A 17,024-nucleotide genomic window follows, 5' to 3' on the forward strand; every position below is an offset into this window, starting at 1 on the left:
ACATAATATTAAAATCCTTTAACGCATCATTTCTCATAAGAAAAGTGGATTTCGACAATGCGAAATAAGCTATCACCTTTAATTCCTGCTAACGTCTAAACATCAAAGACGCTCAAAAATTTGATCATGGCAGAACATGGCAATTCTGCCAATTAGGAAGCTCTATTAAATTACAGAATGCTCTTTAAATTAGCTTCATCAATCCACGTTCGAAATTCTTCCAGAAGATTATCATAAAGGTCTTCATCGCTGACACTGGCGAAATTATCCATGGCAAAGAAGTGCGTATTATCGATTTTGCGATCAGTAAAATCATCAAGGTTTTTCAGGATGCCATAATTCGAACCACCAAGGCCCACAAATTTCCAGAAGATTGGGTAATTTGCGGATCGACGAATAGCATCTTTTATCGCTTTTGTTTTACTGATTCCACCATCAGTGATAAACACGACATAAACAGGCAATTTGCTGTCACGGTAGTAATCAACAATCTCTTCGAGGACCGGAGGCTCATTATTCACACCGCCGAGGCCCGGCAATAATTCCCACCTTGAACGTTTGCCACTACCCTGAATGGTTTCGACATAATTATCGAGATTACTCAGCGTGACATTCTGGTATTTCCGGTGCTTTTCAGCAAAGCCCCAAAGATCCATTTCACCATCATCATCAAACTGAACGGCAAGAACAGCGATGCGATCCAGTACAGACTGCACATGCCCTCTTGAAAACTCTCCGCTCATTGAGCCAGATGCATCGAGCACGAACGCTACGCTCGCCTGGAGCGTATTAAGCTTGTGTTTGGTCAGGCTGACGGTCGCTTTTTTCGCAAGGCTGACCAGACGTGGGGCTTGTTTCTCCAGCTTTTTCTCCAGACTGATTACCGGAGCTGCTGTATGTTGTGGAGCCGGTGATGGTGCCGGTGCCGGGGCTGGAGATGACACGTCTACACCGTAGCTGACGGCAAGCGGCTCAAGCCCGCCATTGAATCCCTGGCCAAGGGCCCGGAGCTTCCAGTTGCCGTTATGGCGATAGACCTCCGCCACGATAATGGCTTTCTCGCTGCGCCCTGCTGTTTCCGGTTCGAAGGATGCGATGCCGGGTGCCTGCAGGCTCAGCTGCTGCAGGCCGGTCATGGTATCGCTGCCGTCGATGACCAGAGTTAAGGCAATTTTCTGAACAGCCGATGAAACGCGGTTAAGTTCAATATGCACGCTTGATTGCTGTGTCCCGGGAGTCAGTTTAACGGCGCCCTCCGGTGAACTCAGATTATTAAAAAAGATGAAATCGTTATCACCGCTCACCTTACCCTGTGCGTTGAGCATAAAAACGCAGGTATCGGGTTCGCCGCGAAAACCCGGGCGCACCGGATATCGCAGGTTGAGCGTGATAGAGGATGAAGTTAGAGAGATATTCTGACCTGACTGTAATTGCATGGCTTCTGTTCCTTGTTTAGTAACCGTAGTCTCTGCCACCCTTTACGCGGGTTCTGGCCTGCAGCGCTGAAAGGCATTCGTCACGCTTTTGCTTACTCGAAAAATAAAATAGTCGTGAACCAAAATCTCCATGAATGAAGAACTTCACACCTTTTTCACGGGTTACGCTGGTGATCCTGCTGATAGAGATAATATCCTGCTCTGAGATGCGGTGCAAAAATCTCAGTCGTACAATGTCGCTTAAAGATTGATTACCACTGTCTGCCGGAAAAATCATTGTACCGTCGTTATCATTGAAAATGACGCCCATATAATCAATCGCGATGTATTCAGCCGCCTTTTTTAATGGCCAGAACATTGCAATCGGGAAAGCAATTAACAATGTGAGCATGACATATGGTAGAGCTTCGGGGTAAATATATGCAGTTATGTAATATGTGAACAAGAAAAGACAGAGAGCTATTAAAGCAACCAACAAAACAACCGCAGCAAAGTTTGTGAATATCAGCTTTACATCGTAAACGCGCTGGAGGTTAGGCATCGCATTGTACTTTCGTTTAAGCTTACGATACCGATTAGCTGTAAAAATTAGAAATGGAAGAAATAGTAAACATGCAGCTACGATGAAAAACAGTATGAACATTTCACCACTGCCTTCATTTTTTTTCTTTGCCATGTGCTGACACCTATAAAAAAACCCGGTGACAGCACCGGGGTTGAGTATGTAATTATTATTAGATATTAACACCGTGCTGGGAAGCCAGTGCCGATAATCCACCGGCAAAACCCTGGCCTACGGCTTTAAATTTCCATTCGGCGCCATGGCGGTACAGTTCGCCAAAGATCATAGCGGTTTCGGTGGATGCGTCTTCAGACAGATCGAAGCGTGCGATCTCCGCGGCGTTGTCATTGTTATAGACACGCATGAAGCTGTTGCTCACCATGCCGAAGTTTTGCTTACGGACTTCAGCGTCATAGATGGTCACGGCGAACACCAGTTTTTTGATGTCAGCTGACACTTTGGTCAGATCAATTTTGACCGACTCATCATCGCCATCACCTTCACCAGTACGGTTGTCGCCCTGGTGTTCCACGGCGCCGTCAGGGCTGGTTTTGTTGTTGAAGAAAATGAAGTGCTGATCAGAAAGCACTTTACCGTCATCACCTACCGCGAACACAGACGCATCCAGGTCGAATGGCTGGCCGTCAGTGACACGCGCATCCCATCCCAGACCAACCATCGCTACGTTCATGGTTGGTGCTTCTTTAGTAAGGGATACGTTACCGCCTTTAACGAGAGAAACTGCCATTGTTAAGCTCCTGCTATTAATTAGGGTTTGGGCTGAATGAACAGCCCGGGGACAGAAAAGCGACTTTTATCAGGACGCGTTAATGCCGTACTGGGCACACACGGAAGACAGACCACCGGCATAACCCTGGCCGACCGCACGGAACTTCCATTCGGTATTGTGACGATACAGTTCGCCAAACAGCATGGCGGTTTCTGTGGAGGCATCTTCAGTCAGATCGTAACGAGCGACTTCAGTCTGGTTATCGTCGTTCACCAGGCGGATAAACGCGCCGGACACCTGGCCAAAGCTCTGACGACGGGCCTGTGCATCATGGATGGTCACCACGAACACAATTTTGTCCACGTCGGCCGGGATAGTATCCAGTTTGATTTTCAGGGATTCATCATCGCCATCGCCTTCACCGGTACGGTTATCACCGGTATGGGTAACAGAGCCGTCAGCTGACTTCAGGTTGTTATAGAAAATGAAATCTGCATCGTTTCGCACTTTGCCGTTCGCATTCAGCAGGAATGCGGACGCATCCAGGTCGAAGTCCTGCCCGTCAGTAGAACGTGCATCCCAGCCCAGACCAACCAGAACATTTTTCATGGTTGGAGCGGCTTTGCTCAGGGATACGTTACCGCCTTTCGAAAGAGAAACACTCATAGTTCAGCCTCATGCATTAGTTATGGAATTAGTGAAATTCTCAGGAGATTAGCTCTCCTTTCCCTCTGTTTCTGGTTTGCCCGGGAACATGACGCTTGCAATGATCCCGACGGCCAGGACACCCAGCACGACGTACAGGCTGGTGGTGGCCGCAATATTATACCCGTGGTGCCAGATATGGTCTGTTGCGTTCAGCCCCAGTTTGGCTGCGATGAAGAACAGCAACACGATCACCGCTTTTTCCAGATGCACCAGATACTGCTTCAGGGCTTCGAGTACGAAATACAGGGTACGAAGGCCCAGGATAGCAAACATCATGGCACTGTAGACAATCAGTGGCTCACGGCTGACGGCAATGATGGCCGGTACCGAGTCAAACGCAAACATGACATCGGAGAGCTCCACTACTGCCACACAGAGCATCAGCGGCGTGGCATAGCGCCATGCTTTCTTACCGCGACCGATGGTCACATCTTTGTTTTCAGGTTTTGCCAGCTCGGCATCCACTTCTTTCTGAGACAGAAGGAAAGCGTGACCCTGCAGTTTTGGCCAGATCGGGAAGAAGCGTTTAACCATCCGGTATGCAAGATGCTGCGAATAGTCTTCGACTTCCTCTTCATCACCGCCACTTCTGAGCATCATGACAGCCGTCCAGGCGACAATGAGGGCGAATACCACTTCAACATACGGCCCCAGGCTCAGCAGGCCAGCACCGATGGCCACAAAAATGCCCCTGAAGACGATGGCGCCAATAATGCCCCAGTAGAGCACACGGTGACGGAAACGATCCGGTACCGAGAACCAGGAGAAAATGGCCATCATCACGAACAGGTTGTCGACAGAAAGCACCTTTTCTAGTGCATAGCCGGTGACGAACAGGCTCGCGACTTCAGCACCGTGATGGATGTACAGGAACCCGGCAAATGCCATCGCGACAATGACCCAGAAAACGGACCACAGCGCGGCACTTTTCAGTGAAATTGGCTTGTCATGACGGTGCATGAACAGGTCAATGAAAATGGCACCGAGTGACAGCGCAATAAACACTGTGACTGTCTCAACCGGAAAACCAATATGTGTCGAAACCATAATTTACCTTTAAAGGATGTAACTCAGAGGCCGAATTCAGCCGGATCAAAGCCGAGCGCGACTGCGATTTCACGTGCGGCTGCTTTCTCATCCTGGTCAAAGTTGCCGTCGCTTTTACCAACAGCAATACCCACGCGTAATGCCAGTTGTGCGGCTTCAGGCTGATCTTTCAGCGCCAGGATGTACTTCATGGTTTCACCTTTACCAATCTCGACATCGAAATCGAAACTTGAAACCAGTTTGTTGAAGAACTCGATAACTTCATTGGTATCGAAAATCTTCAGTTCTTCGGAAGCACGCAGAAAACCCATCATTTTCTGTTTTTCTTCCGAGCTTACGCCGTCACTGGCGGCAGCAATACGGGCGCAGACAGCGACTGTACCCTGCATGAACTTCTTATTTTTGAAACGGCCGACCTGACGGGTCAGTTCGTCGCGCCCTGAATTGAGCGCACCTTTTACTTTGTCGAAAAAACTCATGGTTAAATCCTTTGATGTGACGTTATTTGGAACCGGCGCTCCAGCGAAAGCCCCAGTTAAAGGCCTTGTCCATTTCAGACTGACCTTTAAAATACTGGTTGATTCGCTCCACCCTGATGGCGCCATTTTCGTTGACAAGACGGGCAATCGCACACAAGGTGCGACGGTTATCACCCTCTGTCAGCCGGGTTTCAATAGGCGGCTGATCCGGAACATGGATTGTGACGATCCCATCCGTTTTATCCCAGCTGGCCGCACCTTCGTAAATGAAGGCATAGATCAGGACCTCACGAACGTGCTTCCATTCGCGGCCGTTGATGTGCAGCCATTCACCTGAAGCATTGTCGCCAGTACGATCATCGCCCTGCAGCTGAACGTAAGGTTCGTCATGATAATCACCGAAGGCATTACCCAGCGCCTGTATTACCGATTTGTAACCGTCTTCCAGCTCTACAAAGGCACCCAGATCCAGATCAATCCCTTTGGAACCAAACATGCCCCTTAGTCCTGAGCTACCGCTTGCGCGATTCCAGTTGAGATTGATACGGATCTCCCCGAAGTTATCGCGTTTGGCAAGGCTGATTGCTGGTTTCTCTTTTGTCAGGGAAACCTTGCTCAGGTTTACTTTATTTGCAGCTGGCGCAGGTGCTGGTGGCGTAACGGTAGACGGCGCCGTTGTCGGTGCTGGTGCTGGTGCTGGTGAGTCTGCGATATCAACACCAAAGTGTTCCGCCAGCGGCTTTAGTCCGCCATTGAAACCCTGAGCAACAAAGCGGAATTTCCAGTCATTATTACGACGATAGAATTCACCCAGAATGAGCGCAGCTTCCTGACGGCCCGTTAAATCCACGACGCCGCTAACCAGACGGGTTGCACCCTGCTCTACGTCAATAGACAGATTGCGAAGACCAGCAACGGTCTGCCCACCGTCACAGGTAACGGTAAAGGCAATTTTCTGGACATCGGTCTTCAGCCGGTTAAGCGCGACAGTAAATGTTGAATACTGCCCCTCACTCACCAGGCTGACAGTGCCATCATCGTTGCGCAGCTGGCCGTAGAAGACCATATCCGCATCACCCTGCACTTTTCCGTCTGCATAAAGACGAAACGCTGAGGCGTCAACCGGTCCACCTGAGGTGATCCGAACCCGGAGCTCCTGTGATGGTACGGGGGCATTGCCCCCCGGCGTCAGGTTCATTAGCGGACCACCGTCGAAACGATATCGGCATGCATATCGGCAATCGTACGACCGCGGCATGCGTGGCCATGAGCCGTGAAATCCCAGTTGCCATTATTACGACGCAGGGACGCAATAACGATGCCGGTGTGCGCGCCCTGCTCTGTCAGCTGATAACGGGCCAGTTCTTTGTTGGCCTGGTCAACTACACGGCAGAATGCATTATCAACATCGTTGAACGACTGACCACGGAAGCTGTTCACGGTGAAGGCCAGGTACTCGACATTTGCAGGCAGCTTGCTCAGATAGACATTGATCACTTCATCATCACCATCGCCTTCACCCGTCAGGTTGTCGCCGCTGTGAACAACAGCCGTACATTTGGATTTCAGCTGCTGGAACCAGACGGTGTCGATTTTGTTTCCGGCGCTGTCCATCAGGACACATCCGGCATCCAGATCGATAGAGCCACTGCCGCCAAACAACCCGCCCAGCAGCCCCTTTTTCTTGATTGGATCCCAGCCAAGGCCAAACTGAAGCTGGCTGAGTGCCGAAGATTGTTTAGTGAGTGAAACCGTCTGATTCTTGCTTAATGAAACCATATTTATTTCCTTAAATGGTGATGAGAAAGTTAACCCAGAGATAACGTTTATCCACTAACGTAAAAAATCATATCATGATGAAGTTGTGAGGCAAGAGCAAATTTTTAGGGTTTTTTGAACCAGGGCTGTATTTTCGCTACATTGCTACGTGTTTATTCCTTTCAAATAACTGAAATATAAGTGTAAAAATCCCCAGCCTGATCACAGTCACAGCGTTGAAAATACCCGCATTTAACAATCATATTATGATTGACATCATCTAAAGAGATTCTTAGACTCTCATAACCGCCTTAACAGCTTGAATTTATCAGGTAATAAATTAAAAATGAAAAACAAAATTTGGCTTATGGAAGGACTTTCATCACAGCGTGATATTATTCAGGGAATGAAGTCTTTCGCTAAAATTAATAACTTTAATATTATTGTTTATGCCTCTCATCGTCATGAACGTAATGAATTACTTGCCGTTGCTGACCACGCGCTAATCGAGCCCTCTGACCCGGAAAGTCGCCTTGCTTTCATTCTCGACACTATCGGGAAACATGGGATTAATGCTGTTCATACGGGACGAAATTGTCAGTGGTTCGAACAACATCGGGCTGCAATCGAAGCGTCGGGCGCTACGCTCACCACTGGCGCGACGGCTTCTGACTGGCTGAAGCTTGCCGACGATAAAGTTACTTTCGCTGACTTTATGCAGCAATGTGGACTGCCGGTCGTCCCTTCTGTACGTATCAACTCGATTTCGGCGCTGCAGGACCATCTCGCTAATCCTCCTTTTGCGGATACTCCGCTTTGTGTCAAACCCGTCACGGGTATTTATGGCATGGGATTCTGGCGTTTCGATGACGAGGCCTCCTCCATGGCGGTATTCAACAACCCGGACAACCGGATCGTGAACCCCGGCCAGTATATTGCAGCGCTGAGCGCCGCTAAGTCGTTTACCCCCCTTGTTTTGATGCCGTATCTGCCTGGACCCGAATATTCTGTCGATATTCTGGCGCACAAGGGTGAAGTCCTTGCTGCGGTGGGACGTCGCAAAGAAGGTGCGCTTCAGTATCTTGTCAACTGCGGCGAAGCATACGAGCTGGCCTGTAACTGTGCCCGGGCTATGAACGCGGACGGCCTCATCAATGTGCAGACGCGTAATGACCACAACGGCAGGCCAGTGCTGCTTGAAACGAACATGCGTCCGTCAGGTGGGATTGGATACACGTTGCGCAGCGGCGTAAATCTGCCGGGGTTGTTTGCCTTCCACCAGCTGGGCCTGATGTCGAAAAATGAAGTGATGGATAACGAGATGGTTTCCTTCAAGCCTGCAACGGTGCGATCCATTACCGATGTCATCGTCTATCCAACTGACCTCACCAACCGTCTTAATTAAGGCTCACTATGTCACTGTTGAACGAAGACACTGTTTATCGACGTGCATTGTCGTGCGGAACGATTCAGGTTACACGCGCCCGGGGCGAGATGTCCCTTAACGATCTTTTTGATATTGCTGAACGTCGTAACCCGAAACGTGCTTTTCTCTTTGTCAGCAAAGTGCTGGGCAGGCATATTCCGGTTCCCCCTTCGACAATGCGTCAGGCATATCAGCGTCTGGCCCGCCAGTTTCCGGCGTCTGTTCCCGGACCTGTGCTGTTTATCGGGATGGCCGAGACTGCGGTAGGTCTCGGGGCTGGCGTGTTTGATGAACTTCGCCACCAGTACGCGGATTCCGTTTACCTGACCTCAACGCGCCATCCTCAGGACGGTGAACTGCTGTGTGAATTTAAGGAAGAGCACAGCCATGCGACAGATCATCTGATCTACCTGCCCGCTGATGTGGAAATGCGCCGCAGAGTGACCGAAGCGCGAACCCTGGTTCTGATTGATGATGAAGCCACAACCGGTAACACCTTCATCAATCTCCTTGCGGCATTGCGCAATACTGGCCGGTTGCCACAGCTGGAGCAGGTTGTGGCTGTCACACTCACCGACTGGAGTGGTGATGCGCTGGAAACGCGTTGTCCTTTGCCGGTGCGCACGCTGTCATTGGTCAGTGGTGCATGGCAGTGGGAACCCCTCCCGGACGCGCCCGTCCCGGTGATGCCAGCGGTGAATGTGACTTCCCGCGGTAACTTCCCCATCACCGGCAAACAGTCCTGGGGCCGACTGGGGATGACGGCGCCCGCTAATGACCTGGGGCGCAATATCACCACCTCACCGGGAGAACGTGTGCTGGTGCTGGGCACAGGTGAATTTGTGTGGGAACCGTTCCTGCTTGCTGAGCGTCTGGCCGCGGCCGGTGCGGATGCGTTTTACAGTTCCACTACCCGATCACCGATAGCCACAGGCTTCGCTATTCAGTCGGCCATTGCCTTCACGGATAACTACGGTCTTGGCATTCCCAACTTTTTATACAACGTTGCGCACCAGCGGTTTGATCGCGTTCTGCTTTGCACCGAGACGCCAGCGGCCAGCGTGGACAGTCACCTGATGAAGACGCTGGCCGGAGTAGCCGCCAGTGTGGAGATTATTAGCTATGAATAAACCCGTTGTCCTGAGTGACCTTGATGACACCCTCTTCCAGACCCGACGCAAAATGGTGGATGAGCTCGCGCTGGAGCCCTTTAAAACCGGAGCGCTGGACAGAAGTTTAGCGCCACGCAGCTTCATGACTGAAGAGCAGTCCATGCTGGTGGACTGGTTACTGGAGCAGGCTGAACTTATTCCGGTGACGGCCCGCGGCACTGAAGAAATCAGCCGCGTGCAGATCCCCTTCCGCTCTTGGGCGATTACAACCCATGGCGCCGTTATTCTGAACCCACAGGGTCAGCCTGACGAGGACTGGAAAGCGCACATGTTGCAGAGCCTGGCGCAGTACGAAGAGAGGCTTATCTCCATGCAACGTGCCATCACAGAGATGATGGAAGCCAGAGGCATTAATGCCTGGGCGCGACTCAACTATGAATATGACGGCACGCCCGTCTATCTGGTGATGAAGCACCGCGACAGCACACGGCTTGATGAGCTGTATGCCATTGCAGACGAGATTGAAGCGGTATTCCCGGTCGCGGACTTCTATATCCACCGTAACAGCAACAATGTTGCCTGGCTTCCTCACCCCGTGGAAAAAGGTCTGGCCGTCACCTGGTTGCTGAACAAATTACGTGCCGAGCGCGGTGTATTCCCGGTGATTGGGCTCGGTGACAGCCTTAGCGATCACCGCTTTATGAAGCTCTGCAGCTGGTACGGGATCCCGCGTCAAAGCCAGTTCGCTGAAGCCGTCTCGATGAAAATTTTTGGAGAACAGTAAGATGCAGCCACTCATTCCTTTTTCGGGCTCTTACGACGCCAGTGATGTCCAGTTCCTGCTCAAACCCATTGACATGGAAATGACGCCGGTTGACCAAAAAGAGGCGCTGATCCAGTCCGGCAAAAAGCATTATTCTGACATGCTGAGCCAGGAGCCTGCCCCTACCTCCTGGCATCTGGATTTATTCTCACGCGCACTGGATCGTGGCGCGGCCCGACTGGCACGCGAGGTAACACAACTTGCCCGCGAACTGGCCAACCGCTTTAGTGATGAACCCATTATTCTGGCAAGTCTCGTCCGGGCCGGTGTGCCGCTGGGCGTGATGCTGCATCAGGCGCTGCGGGACATGGGAAAAACATCCTTCCACTACGGGATCAGCATCATTCGTGATCGCGGCATCGATACCGCTGCCCTGGATATCATTGAATCCCGTCATGGCACACAGGGCATTGTGTTCGTTGATGGCTGGACCGGTAAAGGCGCGATCACGGGTCAACTGGTTCGCTCACTGGAAGGACGCAGCGGTTATCCGGAACACCCCCGCCTTGTGGTGCTCGCTGACCCGTGTGGCTGCGCCTGGCTGGCGGCAGGCGATGATGACTGGCTGATCCCGTTCGGGATTATGGGGGCGCCGGTATCAGGCCTTATTTCACGCTCTGTATGGACTACTGAAGGGTTACACGGCTGCGTCGTGTGCGAACATCTGAATGAGTACGAATGCAGCCGCTCGCTGGTCGGGACGGTTGCAGCTTATCGCGAAAAACTCGATCCCGCGGCTTTACCCGGTCTCGACTGGAATATGGCAGCGAATACCGGCCTGTGGCAGAAGAGTCGTGATGTGATCACCCTCCTTGCTGACAGGTATGCGGTCGACAGCATCAACCGGATTAAACCGGGTATCGCTGAAGCAACCCGCGCCGTATTACGCCGGGTACCCGATCATGTGTTTGTACGCTCAGTCAGCGATCCGGATGTCGAGTTACTGGTAGGCCTGGCTCGCGATAAAGGGATCATCGTTACCGAAATGGGTGATGCACTTGGCCAGTACCGGGCCGTGACCATTATTAAAAAGGTGCTCTGATGAAAAATCGCCTCTCGCCCTGGAATCTTGGCGCCACGCTGTACATGCCCGCAACCCGTTACGATATTGAAGGGGCTATCCTGGACGGCAAGATCCCGGGACTTCGCTCGCTGGTCATTTGTCTGGAGGACGCGGTCAGCGAAACAGATATCCCGCGGGCGCTGGAAAATCTGAGACAGCTGCTGCAGCGCCTGAGTCAGGAAAAATTACGCGCCGGTAACCAGGACTGGCCGCTGGTGTTTATTCGTCCGCGACATACGGAAATGGGGCAATGGCTGGTTCAGAATGTCGACCTGAGCGCCGTTGACGGTTTTGTACTTCCAAAATTCACTCTGGCCTCGTTGCCGGAATGGTGGGCGGCAATGGCAGACACGCACCTTTGTCTTATGCCGACCCTTGAAACCGACGATGTGTTTGATGTCGTCCGGATGCGTGAACTTGCGGAAAAGCTACTTTCTCATCCATGCCTTGAGCGGATCATTGCCCTGCGTATCGGCGGGAATGACCTGATGAATGTGGTCTCGCTGAGACGGCCGCGGAATCTGACCCTTTACGACGGACCTATGGGCTACGTGATTAAAATGCTGGTGTCAGTATTCGGTCCGCGTGATTTTGCGCTGACGGCGCCGGTCTGTGAGCACATTGACGATCATGACATTATGGCGCGTGAGCTGGCGCTTGATATGGCGCATGGGCTGGTGGGTAAAACGGCCATCCACCCCGCTCAGATTGATGTTATCGAAAACGCACTGAAGGTGTCAGCTGGGGAACATTCGGATGCGCTCCGGATCCTCAACTCCACTCAGGCTGTATTCAAATCGCAGGGCGCGATGTGCGAACCGGCAACGCATCGCCGCTGGGCAGCAAGCATCCTGGAACGAGCACGGATATATGGCATGATCCCGGAACAAAGCGCAGAGGCTATCAGACTTATGCCACTGTCACAGAAAAACTGAGGATGTCGTAATGGGATTTCGATTTCGTAAAACGATCAACATCATTCCCGGCGTACGGCTGAACTTAAGTAACGGCGCACCGAGTCTCAGCGTAGGACCGCGGGGGGCGTCCGTATCCATTGGTAGCCGGGGCACTTATGCCAACCTGGGTTTGCCGGGTACCGGGCTGAGTTATCGCACCAGACTGGATAACTCAGCCCGCTCACGTACTGCCCGCAGCGCACAACCCGATCCTTCTCTGCGGCTGGAGCTCGAACAGGAAGTGGACGCACTGATGTCTGTTGTGAGCAGTATTGCCAATATCCATGAGCTGACTCCGGATCCCCGCCGGGGCATCAGCTGGTCCGAACTGGAAACAGAGTATCTGGCCAGTCGACAGAAACCCTGGCTGGTACCGGCGCCGGTACGTCCGGCGAAACCCGAGTTAATGCCCTTACCGGAGCAACCGGATGAGAGCACAGGTGCAGGATTTTTTGGCAAATGGTTTGAATCCGATGCGGCACGTGCAGAGCGACTTGAGGAGCTCAGGAATCAGTGGCAGCAGACGCTGGCTGATACGGAACGAGAAAATACGCTCCGCCAGCATCGCTATCAGCAGCAGCGCACCGCCTGGGCTGAACAGTATGCCAACTGGCAATTCGAGGCTAAGGAGCATGAAAGCAGGCTGATCGCATCGCAGGCTGAAGCCCGCGACCAGTTTGCGATGGACAGCGCCTTCTTTGAGTCCCGACTGGGTGAGGTTCTGGCGCAAACTGAGTGGCCGCGGGAAACTCTGGTGACGTTCGAAGTCAAACCTGAACAGTCCACGGTCTGGCTCGATGTCGATCTGCCTGAGATAGAAGACATGCCTGATAAATCTTACGGTGTGAATGCCCGCGGTACAGAAATCACCGAAAAGGCCATGACGCAAAAAGTACAGCGAGAAAATTACGCACGCCATGTTCATGGGTGCCTGTTGCGCCTGGCCGGTATTGCCCTGCATACACTACCCTTTGACTACGTGGTGGTCTCAGGTTTTACCCAGCGCATCAGTAAACGGACCGGGTATCTTGAAGACGAATACATCCTGTCATGCAAATTCAGCAGAGCACAGATGGCATCGATTAATTTTGCCGGGATAGAGCATGTGGATCCGGTGGAAGCGCTGGGAGACTATCCGGTTATCAGAAAGATGAGCACGACATTTATCTTTCAGGCAATTGAACCACTTTTTTTTGACGCAGGCTTTAACTAACGATGCAACTCAATACGCGACAGGTCCGCATTTTCACTCTGGCTAATTTACTGGGCACCGGGAAACCGGTTCCTGCCGCCGATATCATCACCAGCCTGGAATGTTCAGAGCCAACCCTGACACGGGCCCTTAAAGCACTCAGGGAAGACTATTCAGCAGAAATAAAGTACAGCAAGGCCAGTCACTCTTACCAGATGATCACGCCGGGTAACCTTGATAAAAAAACGCTGCGACGGATGAGTGATGATCTGGCAAAGAATGCCGAACTGAAAAGCACAGAGTCAGGTGGCCGCGTCATTCTGGATAAAGATAAAAAAACAGCGGTCTCTTTATCGCTGCGTATGAAAATACTGCGGAAGATAGACAGGCTTGCGGATATGGAAGGTCTCTCAAGAAGCGAGGCCGTGGAAAAAATAACGGAACGTGTGATTGACGAGCTTTTAAAGGAAAGCCGTGAAAATGAGAAGATTCGCAAAAATGAATCCGCTTAACACAAAGTAACCGACAGAGAGCATAAAATATGCGCACCCGGTAAACCACTACTACTGCAATGGTAAGTAAAACTTTAACCGGGTGCGTTTATTTATCTACGATCAAAATTGCCCTGTCTCAGCATTATGCTCGCCATAGCCACCATCAGCGAATACCTTACATTAAAGCTGAACTCAGTTTATCTTCATATAAGGGTTAACCTTACCCCTGACCCACGCTTATCAAAACACTCTCAAGTAGTCAGGGTTGATGCTTTTTAAACCAGGCGTGTTGTATGAGTTGCCCTAAGGATTTTGTAACTAATTTTGAATTTCCAACTTTTCCTTATCATAAATATGCCGGGTAAATTCCTGCCTGTCTTTCATCTTTAAGTATCGTTTCCATCTATCAGGTATGGATTACATGCGACTGTTACTACTCGTATAACAAGCCTCAATATCTCAGAAGCTCTTCAAGCGCAGTTCATTCATTTTAAGTAACATAAAGAAGTGAAGCCGTTCGACATTGTTCATTAATTCAGTCGGCTTTCTGTTGATTTTATTTTTTAATGTTTCATAATCAACTGAGATTATGATTACTACTCTCTGGAGCTAAAATGTCTGAAGAACTGAAAACACTAAATAACATCCGTTCACTGCGAGCTCAGGCGCGTGAGTTGCCTCTCGAAACTCTGGAAGACATTCTGGAGAAGTTTAATGTCATCGTTTCGGAACGTCGTGATGAAGAAGAAGCAAAACGTAACGAGATTTCGGAACGTACAGAGAAGCTGAATAAGTTGCGCCAGTTGATGCTGGATGATGGTATTGACCCGTCAGAGTTGCTTGAATACTCCACCGGCCAGACAAAACCTAAAAAAGAGCGTGCAGCACGTCCGGCCAAATACCAGTACACCGATGAAAACGGTGAAACTAAAACATGGACTGGCCAGGGCCGTACACCAAAAGTTCTGGCTGAACACGCTGCCAACGGCGGCAATATTGATGACTTCTTAATTAAATAATAAAAAAGGCAGGGAATTAATCTCCCTGCCTTTTCTCGCCCTTTTGTACATACTACTATCTGAATCGCCACGGATAATCTAGACACTTCCGAGCCGTTGATAATACTGGTTTTCATATTCTGTCGGTGACATCTGATCGCTGGAACCATGCCGACGCTTACTGTTATAAAACATTTCGATGTAATCAAAAATATCACTGCGGGCTTCTTCCCGCGTTCCGTAGCTCTTTTTCTTTATCCGTTCGCGTTTCAACAACTGGAAAAAGCTTTCTGCAACCGCATTATCATGGCAGTTACCGCGACGGCTCATGCTGCCCTCCAGGCCGTGTGATTTCAGGAACGACTGCCACTCATGGCTTGTGTACTGACTGCCCTGATCCGAATGAACCAGCACCTGTTTTTGGGGATTACGGCGCCATACAGCCATCAGCAGTGCGTTCAGGACAATGTCCTTTGTCATCCGGGATTGCATGGACCAGCCGATAATTTTGCGTGAGAACAGATCAACAACCACGGCAAGATACAGCCAGCCTTCGCGGGTCCTGAGTAGAGTAAGAGGCAGGGCGTAGTCGGACTATTTCCCTGCCTCTCCTCCCCGAACCGGACGTGCACCTTTCAGCGCATCCGGCTCTCCATTTAAATGCTGGCGAACGCCATTGCCACTTCTGTAAAGCGCGATGTATACGTGTTTCTGGTCTCCGTCCTCAGATAGGGATTACCTTCGGGTAGCCGCCAGCGGAACAGCTTCTTGCCTTGCCCCACCAACCGGTACAGTATTTCGCCGCTGAGCTTGCCGTGATTGGTTTTACCAAATAAAACCCACGTTTTGCTCTGACCCGGTTTCGGTGATTTACACCACCACCTCATCAGGGAAGCGATACCTGTACGGTATTTGCGGGCCAGCCAGTGAGCCAGCTTCCAGAACACGACACGGTCGATATAACTGAAGACTTTGGCCTTAAAATCAACGAACTGATAGAACATGGCCCAGCCTTTCAGTTTTCGGTTGAGTTGTTCAGCCATATCGACTTTGCTTTCACTGTAGTTGCCTGATAACAGTGCTGTCAGCGATGCGGCGAAGTTTCTGGCTTTCTCCTGCGGGATCGTTGAGACCACTCGCATCTCGCCATAACGACTGCGTTTGCGAATGATCCTGTGCCCCAGAAAGATAAAGCCGTCATTAACATGGGTGATTTTAGTCTTATCCATGTTCAGCCTGAGTTTCAGACTGCCTTCGAGCACACCCCGACACTCCTCCCTGATGGCTTCCGCCTGTGCTTTGGTGCCTTTGACGATGAGGACAAAATCATCGGCATAGCGGCAGTACGCCACCGCGGGTTTCCACTGCCAGTTTTCTCTGACCGCCGTACTTCGGCCCCGTTGGATACTGTTATTCCAGTACCACCGATCTTTTCTGGCTTTCCCGCTCAGGTAGCGCTCATGCAGGTATTGATCGAACTCATTCAGCATGATGTTCGATAATAGCGGCGATATAACACCGCCCTGTGGTACACCTTCACTGGCCGCCCGAAAGAGACCGACATCGATATGTCCCGCCTTGATGGTTTTCCACAGCAGAGTCATGAAACGTGCGTCACTGATCCTGCGGCGTACAGCCTTCATCAGCAGTCGATGATGTACGGTGTCGAAGTAACTGGACAGGTCGCCTTCAATCACCCAGCGTCCCCGGGTTTCACCACAGTCTGTGAGCTGTAATTTCACCGTGCGGATCGCGTGGTGGACACTGCGCTCAGGCCGGAAGCCATATGAGAGCGTATGAAAATCACTCTCCCATATCGGCTCCATCGCCATCAGCATGGCCCGCTGAACAATACGATCCCGCAACGCGGGGATACCCAGTGGTCGCAGTTTGCCGTTGCTTTTAGGGATGTAAACCCGTCTGGCGGGCAAGGGCTGGTAGTGGCCTGAGAGTAATTCATCCCTGAGGATTTGCAGCTCAACAGCCAGTCTGGCCTGTAGCATTGTTTTGTTCACGCCATCAACGCCGGGGGTATGGGCCCCCTTTGATGAAAGCGTGATCCGCGCCGCTTCAGCCAGCCATTCTGGTTGTGTTATCAGACGCAGCAGCCGTTGAATCCGTAGGGACGGATCGGTGGCTGCCCATGTGGCAAGCTTGCGTTGCATTTCGCTGATTATCAAAGGTCTTCACCTCGTTAGGTCAGTTAATTCACGTCGCAAACACATTCAAACTGCTTCCCT

General features: G+C 51.2%; 17 protein-coding genes and 1 pseudogene. 8 read left to right on the forward strand and 10 right to left on the reverse strand.

Annotated features, from left to right (window positions below):
- Window positions 1–170 precede the first annotated feature (170 nt).
- The 8 genes from C3F35_RS24115 to C3F35_RS24150 all read right to left on the reverse strand — a co-directional run bounded on the left by C3F35_RS24115 (window position 171) and on the right by C3F35_RS24150 (window position 6,741).
- Window positions 171–1,436 carry a vWA domain-containing protein gene (locus tag C3F35_RS24115; protein ID WP_103793592.1) on the reverse strand — a complete coding sequence of 422 codons (1,266 nt, stop codon included), beginning with the start codon at window positions 1,434–1,436 and terminating at the stop codon, window positions 171–173.
- Window positions 1,437–1,452: 16 nt separating this feature from the next.
- The gene (locus C3F35_RS24120) at window positions 1,453–2,112 is read right to left on the reverse strand and encodes a hypothetical protein (protein WP_104456760.1); all 660 of its coding nucleotides are present in this window, start codon (window positions 2,110–2,112) and stop codon (window positions 1,453–1,455) included.
- Window positions 2,113–2,170: 58 nt separating this feature from the next.
- A complete protein-coding gene (locus tag C3F35_RS24125; protein WP_103793590.1) occupies window positions 2,171–2,746 on the reverse strand; it encodes a TerD family protein in 576 nt (191 codons plus the stop codon).
- A gap of 69 nt (window positions 2,747–2,815) precedes the next feature.
- A complete protein-coding gene (terD, locus tag C3F35_RS24130) occupies window positions 2,816–3,394 on the reverse strand; it encodes a tellurium resistance membrane protein TerD (RefSeq protein WP_103793589.1) in 579 nt (192 codons plus the stop codon).
- A gap of 48 nt (window positions 3,395–3,442) precedes the next feature.
- The gene (locus C3F35_RS24135) at window positions 3,443–4,483 is read right to left on the reverse strand and encodes a TerC/Alx family metal homeostasis membrane protein (RefSeq protein ID WP_103793588.1); all 1,041 of its coding nucleotides are present in this window, start codon (window positions 4,481–4,483) and stop codon (window positions 3,443–3,445) included.
- A gap of 23 nt (window positions 4,484–4,506) precedes the next feature.
- Window positions 4,507–4,962, reverse strand: a complete 456-nt coding sequence (locus C3F35_RS24140) for a tellurite resistance TerB family protein (RefSeq protein WP_103793587.1) — start codon at window positions 4,960–4,962, stop codon at window positions 4,507–4,509.
- 22 nt (window positions 4,963–4,984) lie between these two features.
- A complete protein-coding gene (locus C3F35_RS24145) occupies window positions 4,985–6,160 on the reverse strand; it encodes a TerD family protein (protein WP_103793586.1) in 1,176 nt (391 codons plus the stop codon).
- Complete coding sequence (locus C3F35_RS24150) at window positions 6,160–6,741, reverse strand: TerD family protein (protein WP_103793585.1); 582 nt, start codon at window positions 6,739–6,741, stop codon at window positions 6,160–6,162. Before C3F35_RS24150 ends, C3F35_RS24145 begins: the two co-directional genes overlap by 1 nt.
- Before the next feature lie 325 nt (window positions 6,742–7,066).
- Here C3F35_RS24150 and C3F35_RS24155 point away from each other — a divergent pair, with 325 nt between their 5' ends.
- The 8 genes from C3F35_RS24155 to C3F35_RS24190 all read left to right on the forward strand — a co-directional run bounded on the left by C3F35_RS24155 (window position 7,067) and on the right by C3F35_RS24190 (window position 14,805).
- Complete coding sequence (locus C3F35_RS24155; RefSeq protein WP_103793584.1) at window positions 7,067–8,125, forward strand: ATP-grasp domain-containing protein; 1,059 nt, start codon at window positions 7,067–7,069, stop codon at window positions 8,123–8,125.
- An 8-nt stretch (window positions 8,126–8,133) separates the two neighbouring features.
- Window positions 8,134–9,276, forward strand: coding sequence for a phosphoribosyltransferase domain-containing protein (locus C3F35_RS24160; protein ID WP_103793583.1), 1,143 nt, complete (start codon window positions 8,134–8,136; stop codon window positions 9,274–9,276).
- Entirely contained in the window at window positions 9,269–10,042 is a 774-nt protein-coding gene (locus tag C3F35_RS24165; protein WP_103793582.1) for a hypothetical protein, read from the forward strand. The genes C3F35_RS24160 and C3F35_RS24165 overlap by 8 nt, the downstream gene beginning before the upstream one ends.
- A gap of 1 nt (window position 10,043) precedes the next feature.
- A complete protein-coding gene (locus tag C3F35_RS24170) occupies window positions 10,044–11,123 on the forward strand; it encodes a cysteine protease StiP family protein (protein ID WP_103793581.1) in 1,080 nt (359 codons plus the stop codon).
- Entirely contained in the window at window positions 11,123–12,079 is a 957-nt protein-coding gene (locus C3F35_RS24175) for an HpcH/HpaI aldolase/citrate lyase family protein (protein WP_103793580.1), read from the forward strand. Before C3F35_RS24170 ends, C3F35_RS24175 begins: the two co-directional genes overlap by 1 nt.
- A gap of 10 nt (window positions 12,080–12,089) precedes the next feature.
- Window positions 12,090–13,313 carry a DUF4236 domain-containing protein gene (locus tag C3F35_RS24180; protein ID WP_103793579.1) on the forward strand — a complete coding sequence of 408 codons (1,224 nt, stop codon included), beginning with the start codon at window positions 12,090–12,092 and terminating at the stop codon, window positions 13,311–13,313.
- Between the two features lie 2 nt (window positions 13,314–13,315).
- Window positions 13,316–13,804 carry a tellurium resistance protein TerW gene (locus C3F35_RS24185; protein ID WP_103793578.1) on the forward strand — a complete coding sequence of 163 codons (489 nt, stop codon included), beginning with the start codon at window positions 13,316–13,318 and terminating at the stop codon, window positions 13,802–13,804.
- A 596-nt stretch (window positions 13,805–14,400) separates the two neighbouring features.
- Entirely contained in the window at window positions 14,401–14,805 is a 405-nt protein-coding gene (locus tag C3F35_RS24190) for an H-NS family histone-like protein (protein ID WP_103793577.1), read from the forward strand.
- Between the two features lie 78 nt (window positions 14,806–14,883).
- Here the strand turns inward: C3F35_RS24190 and C3F35_RS24195 are convergent.
- Both C3F35_RS24195 and ltrA read right to left on the reverse strand, forming a co-directional pair.
- Window positions 14,884–15,360: pseudogene (locus C3F35_RS24195) on the reverse strand (IS3 family transposase); the annotation flags it as partial.
- Window positions 15,361–15,440: 80 nt separating this feature from the next.
- Entirely contained in the window at window positions 15,441–16,949 is a 1,509-nt protein-coding gene (gene ltrA, locus C3F35_RS24200; RefSeq protein WP_001189111.1) for a group II intron reverse transcriptase/maturase, read from the reverse strand.
- Window positions 16,950–17,024 lie beyond the last annotated feature (75 nt).

It is taken from the genome of Leclercia sp. LSNIH3 (assembly GCF_002935105.1).
GTDB lineage: Bacteria > Pseudomonadota > Gammaproteobacteria > Enterobacterales > Enterobacteriaceae > Enterobacter > Enterobacter adecarboxylatus.